Annotated in this window: 20 protein-coding genes and 3 tRNA genes; 15 read left to right on the plus strand and 8 right to left on the minus strand. The window is 62.0% G+C overall.

Annotation, left to right across the window (positions count from 1 at the left end; all coding sequences use genetic code 11):
- Nucleotides 1–68: 68 nt before the first annotated feature.
- From BM408_RS14280 to BM408_RS14335, 12 genes are all read left to right on the plus strand, one after another.
- The gene (locus BM408_RS14280; protein ID WP_092130533.1) at nt 69–887 is read left to right on the plus strand and encodes an SPOR domain-containing protein; all 819 of its coding nucleotides are present in this window, start codon (nt 69–71) and stop codon (nt 885–887) included.
- A gap of 19 nt (nt 888–906) precedes the next feature.
- Nucleotides 907–1,392 carry a CvpA family protein gene (locus BM408_RS14285; RefSeq protein WP_092130534.1) on the plus strand — a complete coding sequence of 162 codons (486 nt, stop codon included), beginning with the start codon at nt 907–909 and terminating at the stop codon, nt 1,390–1,392.
- 34 nt (nt 1,393–1,426) lie between these two features.
- Entirely contained in the window at nt 1,427–2,947 is a 1,521-nt protein-coding gene (gene purF, locus BM408_RS14290; RefSeq protein WP_092130535.1) for an amidophosphoribosyltransferase, read from the plus strand.
- Nucleotides 2,948–2,951: 4 nt separating this feature from the next.
- Complete coding sequence (locus BM408_RS14295; RefSeq protein ID WP_092130536.1) at nt 2,952–4,166, plus strand: O-succinylhomoserine sulfhydrylase; 1,215 nt, start codon at nt 2,952–2,954, stop codon at nt 4,164–4,166.
- Between the two features lie 8 nt (nt 4,167–4,174).
- A complete protein-coding gene (gltX, locus tag BM408_RS14300; RefSeq protein WP_092130537.1) occupies nt 4,175–5,569 on the plus strand; it encodes a glutamate--tRNA ligase in 1,395 nt (464 codons plus the stop codon).
- Between the two features lie 74 nt (nt 5,570–5,643).
- Nucleotides 5,644–5,719: transfer RNA gene (locus BM408_RS14305), tRNA-Ala, on the plus strand.
- A 76-nt stretch (nt 5,720–5,795) separates the two neighbouring features.
- Nucleotides 5,796–5,871: transfer RNA gene (locus BM408_RS14310), tRNA-Glu, on the plus strand.
- Between the two features lie 103 nt (nt 5,872–5,974).
- Nucleotides 5,975–6,051, plus strand: a tRNA-Asp gene (locus BM408_RS14315).
- 265 nt (nt 6,052–6,316) lie between these two features.
- Nucleotides 6,317–6,838 (plus strand): thioredoxin family protein, encoded by a 522-nt coding sequence (locus tag BM408_RS14320; protein ID WP_092130538.1) that lies wholly within the window; start codon nt 6,317–6,319, stop codon nt 6,836–6,838.
- A gap of 61 nt (nt 6,839–6,899) precedes the next feature.
- Nucleotides 6,900–7,637 (plus strand): response regulator, encoded by a 738-nt coding sequence (locus tag BM408_RS14325; protein ID WP_092130539.1) that lies wholly within the window; start codon nt 6,900–6,902, stop codon nt 7,635–7,637.
- Between the two features lie 53 nt (nt 7,638–7,690).
- Complete coding sequence (locus BM408_RS14330; RefSeq protein ID WP_254774819.1) at nt 7,691–8,971, plus strand: ATP-binding protein; 1,281 nt, start codon at nt 7,691–7,693, stop codon at nt 8,969–8,971.
- Between the two features lie 156 nt (nt 8,972–9,127).
- Nucleotides 9,128–9,841, plus strand: a complete 714-nt coding sequence (locus BM408_RS14335; protein ID WP_092130541.1) for an SDR family oxidoreductase — start codon at nt 9,128–9,130, stop codon at nt 9,839–9,841.
- A gap of 28 nt (nt 9,842–9,869) precedes the next feature.
- Here the strand turns inward: BM408_RS14335 and BM408_RS14340 are convergent, their stop codons facing one another.
- Nucleotides 9,870–10,340 (minus strand): MarR family winged helix-turn-helix transcriptional regulator, encoded by a 471-nt coding sequence (locus tag BM408_RS14340; RefSeq protein WP_092130542.1) that lies wholly within the window; start codon nt 10,338–10,340, stop codon nt 9,870–9,872.
- A 166-nt stretch (nt 10,341–10,506) separates the two neighbouring features.
- On the opposite strand from BM408_RS14340, the gene BM408_RS14345 reads away from it, so the two are divergent.
- Nucleotides 10,507–10,926 carry an organic hydroperoxide resistance protein gene (locus BM408_RS14345; RefSeq protein WP_092130543.1) on the plus strand — a complete coding sequence of 140 codons (420 nt, stop codon included), beginning with the start codon at nt 10,507–10,509 and terminating at the stop codon, nt 10,924–10,926.
- Between the two features lie 48 nt (nt 10,927–10,974).
- On the plus strand, nt 10,975–11,748 hold the full coding sequence (locus BM408_RS14350; protein ID WP_092130544.1) for an alpha/beta fold hydrolase: 774 nt from the start codon (nt 10,975–10,977) through the stop codon (nt 11,746–11,748).
- A 105-nt stretch (nt 11,749–11,853) separates the two neighbouring features.
- Here BM408_RS14350 and BM408_RS14355 read toward each other — a convergent pair whose 3' ends face one another.
- The 3 genes from BM408_RS14355 to BM408_RS14360 form a co-directional block, all read right to left on the minus strand.
- Nucleotides 11,854–12,279, minus strand: coding sequence for an organic hydroperoxide resistance protein (locus BM408_RS14355; RefSeq protein ID WP_371327018.1), 426 nt, complete (start codon nt 12,277–12,279; stop codon nt 11,854–11,856).
- Between the two features lie 220 nt (nt 12,280–12,499).
- Nucleotides 12,500–12,637: a hypothetical protein gene (locus BM408_RS22955; protein ID WP_175541802.1), complete on the minus strand. Its 138-nt coding sequence runs from the start codon at nt 12,635–12,637 to the stop codon at nt 12,500–12,502.
- Between the two features lie 39 nt (nt 12,638–12,676).
- Complete coding sequence (locus tag BM408_RS14360) at nt 12,677–14,461, minus strand: cytochrome c biogenesis protein DipZ (RefSeq protein ID WP_092130545.1); 1,785 nt, start codon at nt 14,459–14,461, stop codon at nt 12,677–12,679.
- A gap of 231 nt (nt 14,462–14,692) precedes the next feature.
- Here BM408_RS14360 and BM408_RS14365 point away from each other — a divergent pair, with 231 nt between their 5' ends.
- The gene (locus BM408_RS14365; protein ID WP_092130546.1) at nt 14,693–15,352 is read left to right on the plus strand and encodes a DUF1345 domain-containing protein; all 660 of its coding nucleotides are present in this window, start codon (nt 14,693–14,695) and stop codon (nt 15,350–15,352) included.
- Nucleotides 15,353–15,416: 64 nt separating this feature from the next.
- Here the strand turns inward: BM408_RS14365 and BM408_RS14370 are convergent, their stop codons facing one another.
- Genes BM408_RS14370 through BM408_RS14385 form a run of 4 tightly spaced genes read right to left on the minus strand, consistent with a single transcriptional unit; the run spans nt 15,417 to nt 16,987 of the window.
- The gene (locus BM408_RS14370) at nt 15,417–15,803 is read right to left on the minus strand and encodes a hypothetical protein (RefSeq protein WP_092130547.1); all 387 of its coding nucleotides are present in this window, start codon (nt 15,801–15,803) and stop codon (nt 15,417–15,419) included.
- Nucleotides 15,793–16,179 (minus strand): SMI1/KNR4 family protein, encoded by a 387-nt coding sequence (locus BM408_RS14375; protein WP_092130548.1) that lies wholly within the window; start codon nt 16,177–16,179, stop codon nt 15,793–15,795. The genes BM408_RS14370 and BM408_RS14375 overlap by 11 nt, the downstream gene beginning before the upstream one ends.
- 6 nt (nt 16,180–16,185) lie before the next feature.
- Complete coding sequence (locus tag BM408_RS14380) at nt 16,186–16,545, minus strand: hypothetical protein (protein ID WP_092130549.1); 360 nt, start codon at nt 16,543–16,545, stop codon at nt 16,186–16,188.
- A 34-nt stretch (nt 16,546–16,579) separates the two neighbouring features.
- On the minus strand, nt 16,580–16,987 hold the full coding sequence (locus BM408_RS14385; protein ID WP_092130550.1) for an NADPH-dependent FMN reductase family protein: 408 nt from the start codon (nt 16,985–16,987) through the stop codon (nt 16,580–16,582).
- Between the last annotated feature and the right edge of the window lie 68 nt (nt 16,988–17,055).

The raw sequence follows: 17,055 nt of genomic DNA on the forward strand, positions 1-17,055 counted from the left end.
CGTTTTTTTGGGGGGCTTTCAGCCCACGTTCACCGTTAACGTCACCCTTATCGGATTCAAGCCACACCATGCCGTTTTTCAACTTCCGCCGGGGCGGCTCCAACACTGCCCCCGCTGCCGGGTCAGCCGCTCAAACGGAAAGCGTGGAAGTGATGCGCAAGCGCGCCAAGCACCGCCTGATCGGCTCGGCCGTGCTGGTGCTGATCGGCGTGGTGGGCTTTCCGCTGGTGTTTGACACCCAGCCCCGGCCGATTCCGGTCGACATCCCGATTGAAATTCCGGGCAAGGCCACGGTCAAACCGCTGGTGGCGCCCGCCCCGGCCGCTGCAACAGCGCCCGCGACAGCACCTGCAGCCACGCCAAAGCCCGCCGAAAAAGTGGCCGCCAACGCCAGTTTGGCGCCCAAGGAAGAAATTCTTCCTTCCAATCCGGCGCCTGCCCAGGCTGCGTCTGCGCCAGCCGCTATCAAAAACGAAGCAAAACCCGCGCCCAAGCCGGAGGCCAAGCCTGAGCCGAAGCCAGAAGCCAAGCCCGCAGCCAAGCCAGAGCCCAAACCGGCCGCCAAGCCCGCCGCAACAGGCGATGACGCCGCGCGCGCCGCCGCTTTGCTCAACGGCACGCAGCCGCCAGCCGCCAAGCCAGCCGCTGCCGAAGCCGACGGCCGGTTCGTGGTGCAGGTGGGGGCGTTCTCCGACGTCACCAAGGCGCGCGAAGCACGCCTTAAAGTCGAAAAAGCCGGCCTCAAAACCTATACACAAGTGGCTGAAACCAAAGACGGCAAGCGCATCCGGGTCCGTGTGGGGCCGTTTGCCAGCAAGGCCGAGGCCGAAAAAGCCGCCAGCAAGATCAAGACCCTTGATTTGCCGGCCGCCATCCTGACCTTGTAATCAGTACCTCTGGTTTTTCGTGACGGCTGTTGACTGGATTTTGATCGGGGTGCTGGTGTTTTCCATGCTGCTGGGTGCATGGCGCGGGTTGATGTACGAAGTGTTGTCGGTGTTGGGCTGGGCGGTGTCGTTTTATGTGGCGCAATGGTTTGCGCCTGACCTGGCCACTCGATTGCCTGTGCAGTCCGCTTCTGACCCGGTGCGCTATGCGGCGGCTTTTGTGCTGATTTTTATTGCCGCGGTGTTCGCGGCGGGGTTGCTGGCGTTTCTGGTGAAGAAGCTGGTGGCCGCCATCGGCCTGGCGCCGGTGGACAGGGTGCTGGGGGCTGCTTTCGGCATCGTGCGAGGAATTATTTTGCTGCTGGCCGCGACTGTCGTGATCAACATGACGGCGCTCAAATCCGGCAGCTGGTGGCAGGAATCAAAGGGCGCGCCGCTGTTGACGGCCACCTTGCATGCGCTCAAGCCCCTGTTGCCCGAACAGTTTGCCAAGTATTTAATTTAACTTTCAAGAGTCAACTCTTCATGATCGGAACACCATGTGCGGGATAGTCGGCGTCGTCAGCAAAGCCCCGGTTAACCAGCTGATCTATGACGGCCTGCTGCTGCTGCAGCATCGCGGCCAGGATGCCGCTGGCATCGTCACGCAGCAGGGGCGCAAGTTTTACATGCACAAGGCCAAGGGCATGGTGCGTGACGTGTTCCGCACCCGCAACATGCGTGCGCTGCCGGGCACAGTGGGCCTGGGCCAGGTGCGCTACCCCACGGCCGGCAATGCCTACAGCGAAGATGAAGCCCAGCCGTTTTACGTCAACGCGCCCTTCGGCCTGGTGCTGTCGCACAACGGCAACCTGACCAATGCTGCCGAGCTCAAGGCAGAGCTCTTCAACACCGACCACCGCCACATCAACACCGACAGCGACTCCGAAGTGCTGCTCAACGTGCTGGCCCACGAGCTGGAAAAAACCACGCGCGGCCTGCCGCTCAAGCCGATTGACGTGTTTGCCGCCGTGCGCGGCGTGCATAAGCGTGTGAAGGGCTCTTACGCCGTCGTCGCGCTCATCGCCGGCCACGGCCTGCTGGCTTTTCGTGACCCCTTCGGCATCCGCCCGCTGTGCATAGGCCGCGGCGAGAATGAAAACGGCACCACCGTCATGGTGGCCAGCGAGTCTGTGGCGCTGGAAGGCACCTCGCACCAGTTTGAGCGCGACATCGCCCCGGGCGAAGCCGTCTATGTGGACCTGGAAGGTGTGGTGCACGCCGAGCAGTGCGCGCCCAATGCCAAGCTCAATCCCTGCATCTTCGAATTTGTCTACCTGGCCCGTCCCGACTCGGTACTGGACGGCATTTCGGTCTACCAGGCCCGCCTGAACCTGGGCGAAACGCTGGCCAAGCGCGTGGTCTCCACCGTGCCACCCAGCGAGATCGACGTGATCATCCCCATTCCCGAATCCAGCCGCCCCAGCGCCACGCAACTGGCGCACCTGCTGGGCATTCCCTACCGCGAGGGTTTCGTCAAGAACCGCTACGTGGGCCGCACCTTCATCATGCCGGGGCAGGGCGTGCGCAAGAAGTCAGTGCGCCAGAAGCTCAACGTCATCGGCAGCGAGTTCAAAGGCCGCAATGTGCTGCTGGTCGACGACTCCATCGTGCGCGGCACTACCAGCCGCGAGATCGTGCAGATGGCGCGTGACGCCGGTGCGCGCAAGGTCTACCTTGCCAGCGCCGCGCCGCCTGTGCGTTATCCCAACGTCTACGGCATCGACATGCCCACACCGGACGAACTGGTGGCCCATGGCCGCACGGTTGAGGAAATCCGCGAAGTGATTGGCTGCGACGCGTTGATCTACCAGGACGTGGACGGCATGAAACGCGCCGTCGGCAAGCTCAACGGCAAGCTTGACGGCTTTGATGCCTCCTGCTTTGACGGTGTTTACATCACGGGTGACGTGACGGCCGAAACCATCGCCGCGATGAACTCCCAGCGCGCCGACGCCCCCGGCGAAGAGGGCGACGTGGACGTCTCCCGCCTGGCGCTGCCCAACCCGCAAGAAGCCTGAGCCCATGACAAAAAGACAACTGCCCGGCAACCTGCACCGCGATACGCTGGCCGTTCGTGTGGCGCTGGAGCCCAGCCAGCACGGCGAAAACTCCGAAGCGCTGTACCTGACCAGTGGTTTTGTGCAGCCGGATGCCGAGACCTCGGCGCGGCGCTTTGCCGACCCGACAGAGGGTTACACCTACGCCCGTACCTCCAACCCCACAGTCACCAGCTTTGAACGCCGCCTCGCCGCCATGGAAGGTACCGAAGCCGCCATAGGCGCATCGACCGGCATGGGCGCCATCCTGATGATGTGCATGGGCTTGCTGAAGTCCGGCGACCACGTGATCTGCTCGCGCTCAATGTTCGGCTCGACGATTGCGTTGATCGGCCGCGAGTTCGGCAAGTTTGGCGTTGAAACGACTTTTGTGTCGCAAACCGATGTGGCTGAATGGAAAGCCGCGCTGCGCCCGACCACCAAGCTGCTGTTTGCCGAAACACCGACCAATCCGCTGACCGAGGTGTGTGACATCGCCGCCTTGGCTGATCTGGCGCACAGCGTCGGCGCATTGCTCGCGGTGGACAACTGCTTTTGCTCGCCGGCCCTGCAGCGGCCGGTGGAGTTCGGCGCCGACCTCATCATGCATTCGGGCACCAAGTACCTGGACGGCCAGGGCCGCGTGATGGCGGGTGCGCTCTGCGGCCCCTCCAAATTGATCGTCGACGTGTTCGGCCCCATCGTGCGTACCGCCGGCATGACGCTTGCGCCCTTCAATGCCTGGGTCGTGCTCAAGGGCCTGGAGACGCTGAACATCCGCATGCAGGCCCAGAGCGCCAACGCCCTTGCCGTGGCCAAGTGGCTTGAAACGCAGCCTGCGGTGTCGCGTGTTTATTACCCCGGCCTTCCGTCGCACCCGCAGCACGAGCTGGCCATGCGCCAGCAGTCGGGGCTGGGCGGCGCGGTGTTGTCGTTTGATGTGCGCGGCGCCACGCCGGAAGCGGCGCGCGCCAACGCTTTCAAGGTGATTAACAGTACGCAGGTGCTGAGCATTGCGACCAACCTGGGCGACACTAAAACCATCATCAGCCACTCGGCCACCACCTCGCACGGGCGCCTCAGTGAAGAGCAGCGCCAGGCTGCCGGTATAGGCCAGAGCCTGGTTCGCCTGGCCGTCGGGCTGGACCACGTGGACGACATCAAGGCCGATCTGTGCCGCGGCCTGAGCCTCATCGCATGACTGCAGTAATGACCCAAAAAACAAGAACCCGTTTTGCCCCTTCACCGACCGGATTTATCCACCTCGGCAACATCCGCTCGGCGCTATATCCCTGGGCGTTTGCCCGCGCCACCGGCGGCGATTTCATCCTGCGCATTGAAGACACCGATGTCGAGCGCTCCAGCCAGGAAGCCGTAGACGTCATCATCGAAGGCATGCGCTGGCTGGGCCTGAACCATGACGAAGGCCCGTTCTTCCAGATGCAGCGCATGGACCGCTACAAGGCCATGCTCGCGCAGATGCAAAAAGATGGCCTGGTCTATCCCTGCTACATGAGCGTGGCCGAGCTCGACGCCCTGCGCGAAAAGCAGATGGCCGCCAAAGAAAAACCACGCTATGACGGCACCTGGCGCCCCGCGCCGGGCAAGACCCTGCCGCCCGTGCCCGAAGGCGTGCAGCCCGTGCTGCGCTTCATGAATCCGCAAGGCGGCAGCGTGGTGTGGGACGACAAGGTCAAGGGCCGCATCGAGATCAGCAACGACGAACTCGACGACCTGGTGATCGCCCGGCCCGACGGTACGCCGACCTATAACTTCTGCGTGGTGGTCGACGACATCGACATGGGCATGACCCACGTGATCCGCGGCGACGACCATGTGAACAACACGCCGCGCCAGATCAACATCTTCAAGGCCCTGGGCAAAGAGCCGCCGGTGTACGCCCACCTGCCGACCGTGCTCAATGAGCAGGGCGAAAAGCTCAGCAAACGCAATGGCGCCAAGCCGGTGACGCAGTACGCCGCCGAGGGCTATCTGCCCGATGCCATGGTCAACTACCTGGCCCGCTTGGGCTGGAGCCACGGCGACGACGAAATCTTCAGCCGCGAGCAGTTCATTGGCTGGTTCAACCTTGACCACCTGGGCAAGAGCGCCGCGCAGTTTGACGAAGCCAAGCTGCGCTGGGTCAACGCCCAGCACCTGAAGGCCATGGCTGATGACAAGCTCGCAGAAGTGGTTGCCCCGTTTTTGCAAGCGCAGGGCGTGACGGGCCTGGATGCCGCGCGCATTGTGCGTGGTTGCGGCCTGTTCAAGGATCGCTGCAGCACGCTGGTCGAACTGGCCGGCTGGCTCAAGCTGCTGGTGACCGGCGGCGAGCCCAGTGCGCAAGACATGGCGACGCATGTCACCGATGCCGTGCGCCCCGCTATCGCCAAACTCGCAGAGGCACTGGGCGGCGCCGAGTGGAGCAAAGCCGCGATTTCTGCTGCCATCAAGCAGGTATTGACCGACACGGGCCTGAAGATGCCGCAACTGGCCATGCCGGTGCGTGTACTGGTTATGGGCACCCCGCAAACCCCCTCACTCGACGCGATTCTGGAGCTGATGAAACGCGAAGATGTGGTCGCCCGGCTCAAGCTTGTTTGAGGATTTGAAAAAGGGCGAATTTTCGGGCTATAATTCAAGGCTCGACAATTGCAGGGAAACCTCAATGACTTGACGGGGGTATAGCTCAGCTGGGAGAGCGCTTGCATGGCATGCAAGAGGTCAGCGGTTCGATCCCGCTTACCTCCACCAAAAGTCAGTCGTGAAGAATTTGAAGTTTTGTGGGTCCGTGTGAAAGCAGGGGCCCATCCGGAAGTTCCAAGGTTTTGACCCCATCGTCTAGAGGCCTAGGACATCACCCTTTCACGGTGAGTACCGGGGTTCGAATCCCCGTGGGGTCGCCAGCATTCATCACGCCCAGTGCGTGATGCCCAAGGCGCAAGTTGACAACCGCCGGCCCGCAAGGGTCAGCGACTTGGCTCGAAAGAGCGAATGTTGTCACTACCAGGAGTGGTAGTTCAGTTGGTTAGAATACCGGCCTGTCACGCCGGGGGTCGCGGGTTCGAGTCCCGTCCACTCCGCCAAATCCGAAAGGGCTTGCAAGTTTTCTTGCAGGCCCTTTTTCTTTTTTGGCTCCTACGCCTCAGCCCCTTTGCTTTTTGTATTCCTCTGTATCCGTGCGTCTGCGTGATACCCCGGATTACGCATCGGCCGTTGCAGGACACACGGGCGATACCCGGCCGTCTTCCAATACGTCCATCAGGTTCTCTGGCTCCCGTGCCATTTCCTGTATCCCGGCGGTCCGTGTCTTTGCATGCCGCTGCGTATTCATCTTCTGAAGGACTGACCATGACCTCTCGCCGTCAATTTGTGGCCGCAGCCGCCGCAGCATGTGCAACGCCTTATGCTTCGGCATTCTTCTCGACGGGCCGCGCGCCCTCTGTGGCGCCGGAGTTCACAGGCATTGACCAGTGGCTGAACTCCGCAGCCCTGCGCATGGCCGACCAGCAGGGCAAGGTGGTGTTGATTGATTTCTGGACCTACACCTGCATCAACTGCCTGAACCACCTGCCGGCGGTGAAGTCCTGGCATGAAAAGTACAAAGACAAGGGCCTGGTCACGGTTGGCGTTCACACGCCTGAATTCGCCTACGAGAAGTCGACCAAAAACGTGCAGTCGGCGATCGAGCGCCTGGGCATCAAGCACGCGGTGGCCCAGGACAACAGCTACGCGACGTGGCGCGCCTTTAACAACAACTACTGGCCGGCGATCTATCTGATCGATAAAAAGGGCGTGGTCGTCTACAGCCACTTCGGCGAGGGGCGTTACCAGGAAACCGAAAAAACCATCCAGGCTTTGCTGGCCCAGTAAGGCAGCTTTGCCATAGCCGAAGCGCAAAATGCCGGAATCACGCGTTTTCCAGGACCCTTCCATGCAGCCAGACCACATCCTTATCGTCGACGACGACCGCGAAATCCGCGAGCTGCTGGGCAGCTACCTGGAGAAGAACGGCCTGCGCGTGACCAAGGTGGAATCCGGCCGCCACATGCGCGCGGCCCTGGAGAACGTCGCCGTCGACCTGATCGTGCTCGACCTGATGCTGCCCGGCGAGGACGGTCTGACCCTGTGCAGGGATTTGCGTGCCGGCAAGTTCAAGGCCATTCCCATCCTGATGCTCACCGCGCGCAACGAAGAAGCAGACCGCATCCTTGGCCTGGAAATGGGCGCCGACGACTACCTGGCCAAGCCTTTTGCAGCGCGCGAGCTGCTGGCGCGCATCCGCTCGGTGCTGCGCCGCACACGCATGCTGCCGCCTAATCTGCAGGTGGAAGAGCCCTCGAACCTGATCTCCTTCGGCGACTGGCAGCTCGACACCACCGGGCGCCATCTGGTGGACGCCAGCGGCACACTGGTGCCCCTGAGCGGCGCCGAATACCGCCTGCTGCGCGTCTTTCTGGACCACCCGCAGCGTGTCCTCAACCGCGACCAGCTGCTCAACCTCACGCAAGGACGCGATGCCGAGCTTTTCGAGCGCTCCATCGACCTGCTGGTAAGCCGCCTGCGCCAGCGCCTGCAGGACGAAGCGCGCGAGCCGCGTTACATCAAGACAGTCCGCAGCGAAGGCTATGTGTTCTCAGTCGCGGTGCAGGCCCGGCCGGAGGCCGCATGACCGTGCAATCGCAAGCCTGGCTGCACTGGCCGAGAAGCCTTTTTGCGCGCCTCATGTTGATCCTGTTGCTCGGCATCCTGGCCGCCCAGGCCATGTCGTATTTGCTGGTGATGTACGAGCGGGGCCTGGTGGGCCGCGACCTGATGCTGGACAACCTGGAGAAAGACATCACCAGCTCCGTCGCCATCCTGGACAGGGTGCCGGCGGCCGAACGCGCCACCTGGCTGCCCTTGATTGATCGCAAGAACTACCGCTACCAGCTGGACGGGGGCATCACGGAGCAGGGCGCAGACAATGAGATCGCCGAGCGGGTCAGCGCCTCCATCGCCAATGCGGTGGACAAGCGCTACAACGTGACAGTCAATGCGATTCCCGGTGACCCGAAACGCGTGCACATTCACCTGCGCCTTAGCGATGGCGCGCCCGTCACCATCAACCTCTGGGCCGCGGCCATGCCGATCTCGCCGTGGTTGCCTGCGTTGCTGCTGCTGCAACTGTCGCTGCTGGCGGTCTGCGCCTTCTTTGCGGTGCGCATCGCCACGCAGCCCTTGCGGCGGCTCGCCAATGCGGCCGATGCGCTGGGCCCCGACCTCAAAGGCACAGCATTGCCCGAAAACGGCCCAACCGAAGTCGCGCGCGCTTCCACCGCGTTCAACGCCATGCAGCAGCGCATCGCCGGCTACCTGACGGAGCGCACGCAAATCCTGGCCGCCATCTCGCACGACCTGCAGACGCCCATCACGCGCATGCGGTTGCGCACCGATTTGATGGATGACGAAGAGCAGCGCGGCAAGCTGCAGCACGACCTGGACGAGATGGTGGCGCTGGTGCGCGAGGCATTGACCTATGCGCGCAGCCTGCACGGCGCCGACGAAAACCCGCGCCGGGTGGACCTCGATGCCCTGCTGGATACCTTGCGCTGCGACTACGAGGATGCTGGCAAACCTGTGCGCGTGAGCGGGCAGGTCGGCCAGCCGGTGATGAGCCGGCCGCTGGCGATGCGGCGCATCCTGACCAACCTGAGCGACAACGCGCTCAAGTTTGGGCAAGAGGTCGAGCTGACGGTGCAGGTCAATCCGCCGGGCGAGATCGAGATCTGCGTGCTGGACCGCGGGCCCGGCATTCCTGAATCCGAACTGCAGGCGGTGCTGCAACCTTTCTACCGCGTAGAGAACTCCAGAAACCGCGAGACAGGCGGCACCGGCCTGGGCCTGGCCATCGCGCAGCAACTGGCGTCATCCATCGGTGCACGGCTCAGCCTGGCGAACCGGCCCGGCGGCGGGCTGGCCGCGCGGCTGGTGATGCCGTTCTCTTCGGGCCCAGCGCCGGAATAGGCTGCGACAGGCCGCAACACCGGGGCTGCAGGATGGCCCAAAACGCGGCTTATTCGACATTCCGAACGCTGCCCGCCGCCCTAATCTTCCGAGAGGCCAACCTTGTTGGCCATCACGCTATTTCCTGCGCTCCATGCGCTCACCAGAAAGCATCACATGAAGATTGAAAATTCCATCGTATTTATCTCCGGCGCCAATCGCGGCCTGGGCCTGGCCTTTGCGCAAGAAGCCCTGAAGCGGGGCGCGAAGAAGGTCTATGCGGGCGTGCGAAACCCCACGGCCGACAGCATGCCAGGCATCGTTCAGGTCAAACTCGACGTCACCGACGCAGCATCGGTTGCCGCGGCAGCAAAACAATGCGGCGACGTCACCTTGCTGGTCAACAACGCAGGCATTGCGCGCCTGAACAGCAGCGTTCTTGACGCCTCCATGGTTGATTTCAGCCGCGAGATTTTTGAGACCAACTACTACGGCACCATCCTGCTCAGTCAGGCCTTTGCGCCCGTACTGGCCAAAAACGGCGGTGGGGCCATCCTCAATGTGCTGTCGGACGCGACCTGGTTCTCTCGCCCCATGCTGGCGTCTTACTCGGCTTCGAAGTCCGCCGTGTGGAGCTTCACCAACGCCCTGCGTATTGAACTGCGCGGCCAGAACACCTTTGTGCAGGGCCTGCATGTCAGCTTCCTAGATACCGACATGACCAAGGGCTTCGACATGAAGAAGACCAGCCCGCAGCAGGTGGCCGAGGCCGCTTTCACCGGCATTGAAACCGGCAAGGAAGAAGTGCTTGTCGACAGCTTCACCCGGCAAATGAAGCAGAGCCTCTCCGGCGAGCAGGCTCTTTACCTGAACCCGCCCGAGATCGCCTGACGAAGAAGCGCGCGGAAATTCGCGGAAGTTACTTCCGCGCCTGTGACGCCTTGATCAGGTTGTCGCGCAGCGTCGCCACGGCGTTGAGCAGGCGCGGAAACTCTTCCGGCGTCAACCCCGAGGCCTCCGCCAGGTTCATGCCCAGCCCTTTTTCACGCAGGCGCCTACCGGCATCTGTCAGGCTGACCAGCACCTGGCGCTCATCCACGGAGCCGCGCTGCCTGCTCAGGTAGCCCATGCCCTCCAGCTTTTTCAGGATGGGCGTGAGCGTGTTCGATTCGAGAAACAGCTTTTCGCCCAGGCCGCTCACGGTCTGGTTGTCTTGCTCCCACAGCGCGATCACGGTGATGTACTGGGTGTAGGTGAGTCCCAGCTCTTCCAGAATCGGTTTGTAGGCTTTGCCAAAGGCGAGGTTGGCTGAATAGATCGCAAAGCAGAGGTAGTCGGAGAGCTTGCGGTCTTGCGGCTCGGCGCTAACAGGCGTGGGAGTGGGGTTCATAACGATGTCCTGGTGGCCATGGTGACGTCCATATGGCTTTAATTATATCGTATGCGATTTGATCGCAAGCGTTGACATTTGGGTTTTTGGCGGTATTATTAATCGCATCCGATCTATTCGGATGCGATTTAAAACCACTCAATACCCATTTCGACAAGGAATCACCATGACGCAGATCGAAAAAGTGCTCTACACCGGCAAAACCCACACCAGCTCCGGCGGCCGTGACGGCGAATCCCGCAGCTCCGACGGCCGGCTGGACATCAAGCTGTCGCGCCCCGGCAGCGCCGGCAACGGCACCAACCCCGAGCAACTGTTTGCCGCCGGCTGGTCAGCCTGCTTTATCGGCGCCATGGGCCGCGCTGCGGCCAGCCAGAAGATCACTTTGCCGGCCGACCTGTCGGTGGATGCCGAAGTCGACCTGGGCAGCACCGGTGACGCCTTCTTCCTGCAAGCCCGCCTGAACGTCAGCCTGCCCGGCATGGACCGTGAAGCAGCCCGCAAGATCACCGACGCCGCCCACCAGATCTGCCCGTACTCCAAAGCCACGCGCGGCAACATCGGCGTCGAAATCAACCTGGTCTGACGCTGCTTGCGCCCGGCAAACACCTAACTTTTAAAGAACGTACATCACATGAAAAAACTCATCGCAGGCTTCGCACTGGCCGCCACCGCCCTGGCAAGCGCCACCGCCTTTGCCCAAACCAAACCCACCATCGTGCTGGTGCACGGTGCGTTCGCCGAGTCATCGAGCTGGAATAACGTCGTCAGGATTCTCAAGAAAGACGGCTACCCCGTTGTGGCCGCCGCCAATCCCCTGCGCAGCGTCAAGGGTGACGCTGACTATGTCTCCAACCTGGTGGCGAGTATTCCAACGCCCGTGGTGCTGGTCGGCCACTCCTATGGCGGCTCCGTCATCAGCGAGGCAGCCAACGGCAATGCCAACGTCAAGGCCCTGGTGTACGTGGCGGCCTTTGCACCTGAAGCGGGTGAGAACGCGCTCGGCCTTTCGGGCAAGTTCCCGGGTAGCACCCTGGGGCCCACGCTGGCTGCGCCGGTGGCGCTGTCGGGCGGCGGCAAGGACCTCTACATCCAGCAAGACAAATTCCATGACCAGTTCGCCTCGGATGTTTCAAGGGCAGATGCCGGGCTGATGGCGGCCACCCAGCGGCCCGTCACCGAGGCTGCGGTGCATGAAGCCTCTGGCACGCCCGCGTGGAAGACGCTTCCTTCCTGGTTCATCTACGGCGACCAGGACAAGAACATTCCGCCGCAAGCCCTGGCCTTCATGGCCGAGCGCGCACATTCGAAGCAGACTGTCGTCGTCAAAGGCGCTTCGCATGTGGTGATGGTGTCCCGGCCTGAGCCCGTTGCCAAGCTGATCGAACGCGCAGCCGAAGCGAAGTAAGTGTGAAAACCGATGGCAGCACTGAAGCTGCCATCACCGCAAATCCGGAAACAAAAAAGCCGGCCTGCCCAGTCAAACGGGCAGGCCGGCTTTTTACGTAGGGGCTCAAACCAGGTTGATCACCACATTGATATTGCCGCGCGTCAGTTTGGAATACGGGCAGGTCTGGTGTGCGGTATCCACCAGGGCGCGGGCCACTTCACGCTCCACACCTGGCAGGCTGACATTCAGGCGCGCTTGCAAAAAGTAGGCGCCGTCGGTGGTGCCCAGATCCACCTCAGTATCGACAGCCAGATCGTCGGGCAGCTTGACCTTCATCTTGCCGGCTGCCAGCCCCATCGCGCCGATAAAACAGGCTGACCAGCCAGCAGCAAACAGCTGCTCGGGGTTGGTGCCCTTGCCGGTGCTGCCGGGCGAAGACAGCTTGATGTCCAGGCGTCCGTCGGAGCTTTGGGATTGGCCTTCGCGCCCGCCGGTGGTGTGGGTCTTGGCGGTGTACAGGACTTTTTCGATGGTGATGATGGAGCTCATGGTGTTTCCTTTGTGAAAAGTTGAAGAAAAAAGCAGAAAAATGCGCCGTGGATGCAATCTGAAAAAGGGTCTTCTGTATCCCGAAGCACAAGATGAATTACAAAGGGCCGGCGTGTCCCAGGTGTCTCGGCAACGCAATGTTCTGTACTCAGAGAGAAGCCCGACACACTGCGGTACAAATCTCTTTTCAGGGCGTTTGCGCCGCAGTGAAGCGGCGCGCCTAGCCGGCCTTTTTCCGCCCACCCAGCCGCCAGACAACCGCTGCCCGCGAGTTGATGCATTGGCAGCTGACCGGGTTGCGCAGCTCGTGCGCAAAGCCGCCCAGAAAGAAGGTCAAGGCGAACCAGAGTTTTTTCATGGTGTGTTGGTGGAGTTGTGTGCTTGTGCCTGAAGCGGATCAGCCGAAAGTGAAGGCATACACATGGGCGCCTGGGTCGAGAAACTCGATCTCAAACAGGTGGTCACCCGCCGCAGCCGGCAGCCTGACGAGCTGGTACAGCCGGTGGGCGTCAATCAAGCCGCTGCCGTCCGCGGCCACGTCCGTGCCGTGGCTGTTCAAGGGTGGCTTGCCGTCAATCAGAATGCGAAAGCGCACGGCGCTTACGCCGGCTTTTCGTCCCAGCACTAAGTGCAAGTCTCGCGCACGGAAGCGATAGGCCAGACGCGCGCCGCCCGCAGCGACAGCGCGTTCGCCTTCCACCGTCCACTCGCCGCCCAGCGTCCAGCGGTTCAACGGCAGGCTGGCTACGGGCTCATAGCGGTGCGAGACATCCGCCTGAAGCCCGCCCGCAGGCACAAAGCCCGCTGCGCGCTCGTGGCCGACATAGGTTTCCCCCGACAGCACGCGGTTGCCCGGCGCGGCCTGCACGCCTTCACCCTGGACTGCAACGAGCCCGCTGGGGTGGGTGGTCTTGCCCGCTTCCGCCAGCAGCTTCTGGATCAATCGCTCCGACTCTTCATACTGACCTTCACCCAGCACCTGGTGACGCAGCTTGCCCTGCGCATCCACAAAATGCAGCGCCGGCCAGGCCTGGTTCTCGAATCCGCGCCAGATCGCATGCCGGCTGTCGACAGCAACGGGATAGGTGATGCCCAGGTCCTTCACCGCCCGGCGCACGTTGTCCTCGTTTTTCTCAAACGCGAACTCCGGCGAGTGCACGCCCAGCACGACCAGGCCGGCGTCTTTGTACTTGTCGGCCCAGGCCCGGATAAAGGGCAGGGTGCGCAGGCAGTTGATGCATGAATAGGTCCAGAAGTCCACCAGCACCACCTTGCCGCGCAGGTCTGCGCTGTTCAGGGCTGGTGAATTGATCCATCCGGTGGCGCCTGCCAGCGGCGCAAGGGTGGCTTCGTTCCATGCTGGAGCGGTGTTCGGAATGTCGAGCTTCGCGGCGACAAGAGGCGTGGCTTGCGGCGCGGGCGCTTCGGCTTCAACAACGGCCGGACTCATCGCTTGCGGCCTCAGCGTGTCGATGAGCGACTGTTCAATCTTCGAGGTGCTGCTGAGCGAAAGCTGGCTGAGCAGCCCGGTGTCCAGGCCCGTCGCAATCAGCGCCACACCGGTCAGCACCGCAGCCCCCATGCCGCGCCGCACCCACTGGCTGACGCCCAGCGAGCGCCGCAGCAGCGCGTACACCCGACCACCCACCAGCAACGAAAGCGCCAGCGACGTGGCCGCGCCGCCCGCATAGGCAAACAGCAGCAGCGAGCTGCCGACGTTGGCGCCCTGAATCGCCGCACCCGTGAAGATCAAGCCCAACACCGGCCCCGCGCAAGGCGCCCACAGCAAGCCGGTGGCCGCACCCAGCACCAGCGACGAAGCAAAAGCATGGCCTTTGAGCGCTCCGCCGTCGCTGGAGGCGGCGATCCGTGCGCCCAGCGCCACCAGCGGGCGCGCCAGGCGATCGGCCAGCCCGGGAAACATCAGCGTCAAGGCAAACACCGCAAGCAACGCCAGCGCGGCGAAGCGCCCGTATTCGTTGGCCTGCACGGCCCAGCCGCCACCTACAGCCGCCAGCGTCGCCACCCCAGTGAAGGCCAGCGCCATGCCAAGCAACATCGGCAAACCATTCTTCAAAAAAGGCCGGTCGGCACGCGCCAGCACAAAAGGCAGCACAGGAAGAATGCAGGGGCTGACGATGGTGAGAACACCGCCCAGGAAGGCAAGGATCAGGAGGGTCATGGTCTGTCTCGGGTAAAGCTCGCCAAGGGTTAGCGATGGCTTCAGTGATTGAACCGCCCCTTCGTATCGGCGCTGTGTCGCGGGCGCGGCCTCTTCGCATGCGGCTGTATCCGCGGGAGGGCCGGATACAAAGCCATACAAAACGCCCCGCAAAGATTGGCGGGATGTTGGCCGTGGCGGGCCCCAAGTCACAGCCTTGAAGCTGAGGCCTTACTGGCCTCACAATGCGCCATGCGCAAACATGTTTCCGAAACCAGCGCCCCGCAGCGCCTCATCGCCGGCCTGGTGGCCGGGCTTGCCGCCGCGGCGGTGCCGTTGCCCACCGTGTGGCAATTCCGCGGCCTGCTGGGCTGGTGTGTGGGTGTGGCGATTTATCTGGGGCTGGCCTGGTGGTTGTGCGTGCGCTTTGACGCCAAACGTACCCGCGAACGCGCCCAGGCGCAAGACGAACCCAGTGTGGTGCTGTTTTTGCTGATGCTGCTGGCCACCATGGCCTGCGTCGCCGCCATCACGGTCATGATGCAGCAGTCACGCAGCCTCACGGGCATTGAGCGCACCCTGCACATCGCGCTGGCCATCGCGGCGCTGGCAGCCTCATGGCTCTTTATCCAGACCATCTTTGCCTTCCGCTACGCGCACCGCTATTACTTTGAAGAAAAGCAGAAAGAGCCCGATGGCCCGGGCCTGCAGTTTCCCGGTGGGCTGGACCCGGACTACTTTGACTTTCTTTACTACGCCCACGTTGTGGGCATGACGTCGCAGGTGTCTGACGTACAAGTCACCTCACGCGAAATGCGCCGCCTCACGCTGATCCACAGCGTGCTGTCCTTCGGTTTCAACATGCTGATTCTGGCGCTCAGCATCAATGTGGTGGCGGGGTCGTTGCAGTAACGTGAGCCGCCGTATTTCTTATCTGTCCAGCCTCAGGCGAGGAGGAAGTCTTTGAGCTGCATGTTTAGTGCGATTTGTAATTGCAGGCCTGGTTTCTGGCTGCTTCTGAAAAAAGCTTCCAGGGACACGACCCGGCGAATGACTGCAGCGTTGCGACTGCGCTTTGCCATGCCTGTTCCTTGTAGAGATCGTCGGCCCGGATCAACGCTGACATCAGGGCCTGGTTCCATCCGCTTTCATTTTTTCGCAACTCCAAAACGTTGCACGCAAACTCTTCCGGCGATTGGCCTTCTGGCGGATCGTGACCAGGCAAGCAGGCAATAACGTACTGTTTAAACAGAGCGCGATTCTCTTCGGTCGCCTGCGCTGCCAGCTGGCCGGCAGACTGTTCGGCGAACTGATGGAACCATTCGACCTGCCGGGTAAGTTTGCTTTCAGGATCAATTGTCATAACGAAGCGGGCTGGGCGTGCATTTGCGCGTTTCATGATTCCAGACTTGCACTTGACAGTCCAACTGGCCGGAAAGTGCTTTTGGCATAAGGACCAGGTAGTCGCCCGAGCCGTTTGAGGCGATCGCGACGGCGCCGGCGGGAAAACCTTCCCAGGCTCGGGCGCTCATGGTTTCGAGGACTACATGCCCTGCCGAGCGCCCCGCGGTCTTGCGGCTGGTTGAATCGAATACCGGGAAGACTTGCCAATCGTCGCCGGCTGTGGAGATTTCACCGCCATTGCGCGCCAGGAGCCGCTCCCTGTATTCGCGTGGGAATTTCACGTCGAGCTCTCGCTCGGCTGCTTCGACTTTCGGTTCGGTTGTAGGAAAGGCCATGGATTTTCAGGCGCGCTCGCTACTCTCATTCTTCGCGCGCGCAAGCCAGCCTGAAACCATGCAAACGGCCAGTACCGCACCCGCGACCAGGGCCCAGCGCCAGTCGCTACGACCTTCCGTCCACAGGGCGATGAGCAGCAGAGCGGCCAGGAGCAGGGTGGGAAGGGCGACTGCAACCGCAAGCAGCTTCCATTTCCTGGGGGCTAGCCGGGCCAAAGCAAAGGATGCCGCGGCCGCGAGGGCCAGCGGGAACAAGACCTTCGGAAAAGCCTGCGTCACAGGCGTAGTGAATAGCACCGCGAACATCCAGAAGGTGACCGCTCCGCCAAGCAGGCTGCCACATAGCGGGAGCAGATATGTTTTCATGGCGTGGTTTGATCGATGACGGAGGCCACAGGCCTCACATCACGAGACAAAAATGGAACTGATCTGCCTCTTTCTCGGCCTCGGATACTTTGACCAGGCAGTCTTCAAGTTCCTCAATAAGACCGGCTCGCAGCTTTTCCTTGATACCTTTCACTTCGCCCGCTTTCAAACGCTCGATGAGCTTCGTGAGCGAGGGCAACGCATCGGCAGGTGCAAACCACTTTTCGTTTTCGGCGATCCACGACTCAGGCAGGTCTTCCTCGGAAAAGTTGTACTGCATGTCCGTGGTGTCGATGAAGTCTGAAAGCACACGCACTCCCAGGGTTTTGGCGAGTTCGTCCAGTTGTTCAGAAGCCTTGCAAAAAAGCGAGTGGTCGTAGTCGTCGCCTGAATCATCAGTGCCGACTCGAGACTTTCTGCGTACCCAAATTGTGTCGCTCATGCCATCCTCCGTGGTGTGTAGGTATCGGGTCCCGGAAATATATCCTTGAAATGGCCGGGCGGGGCCGC

The organism is Polaromonas sp. YR568 (assembly GCF_900116715.1).
Classification (GTDB): domain Bacteria; phylum Pseudomonadota; class Gammaproteobacteria; order Burkholderiales; family Burkholderiaceae_C; genus Polaromonas.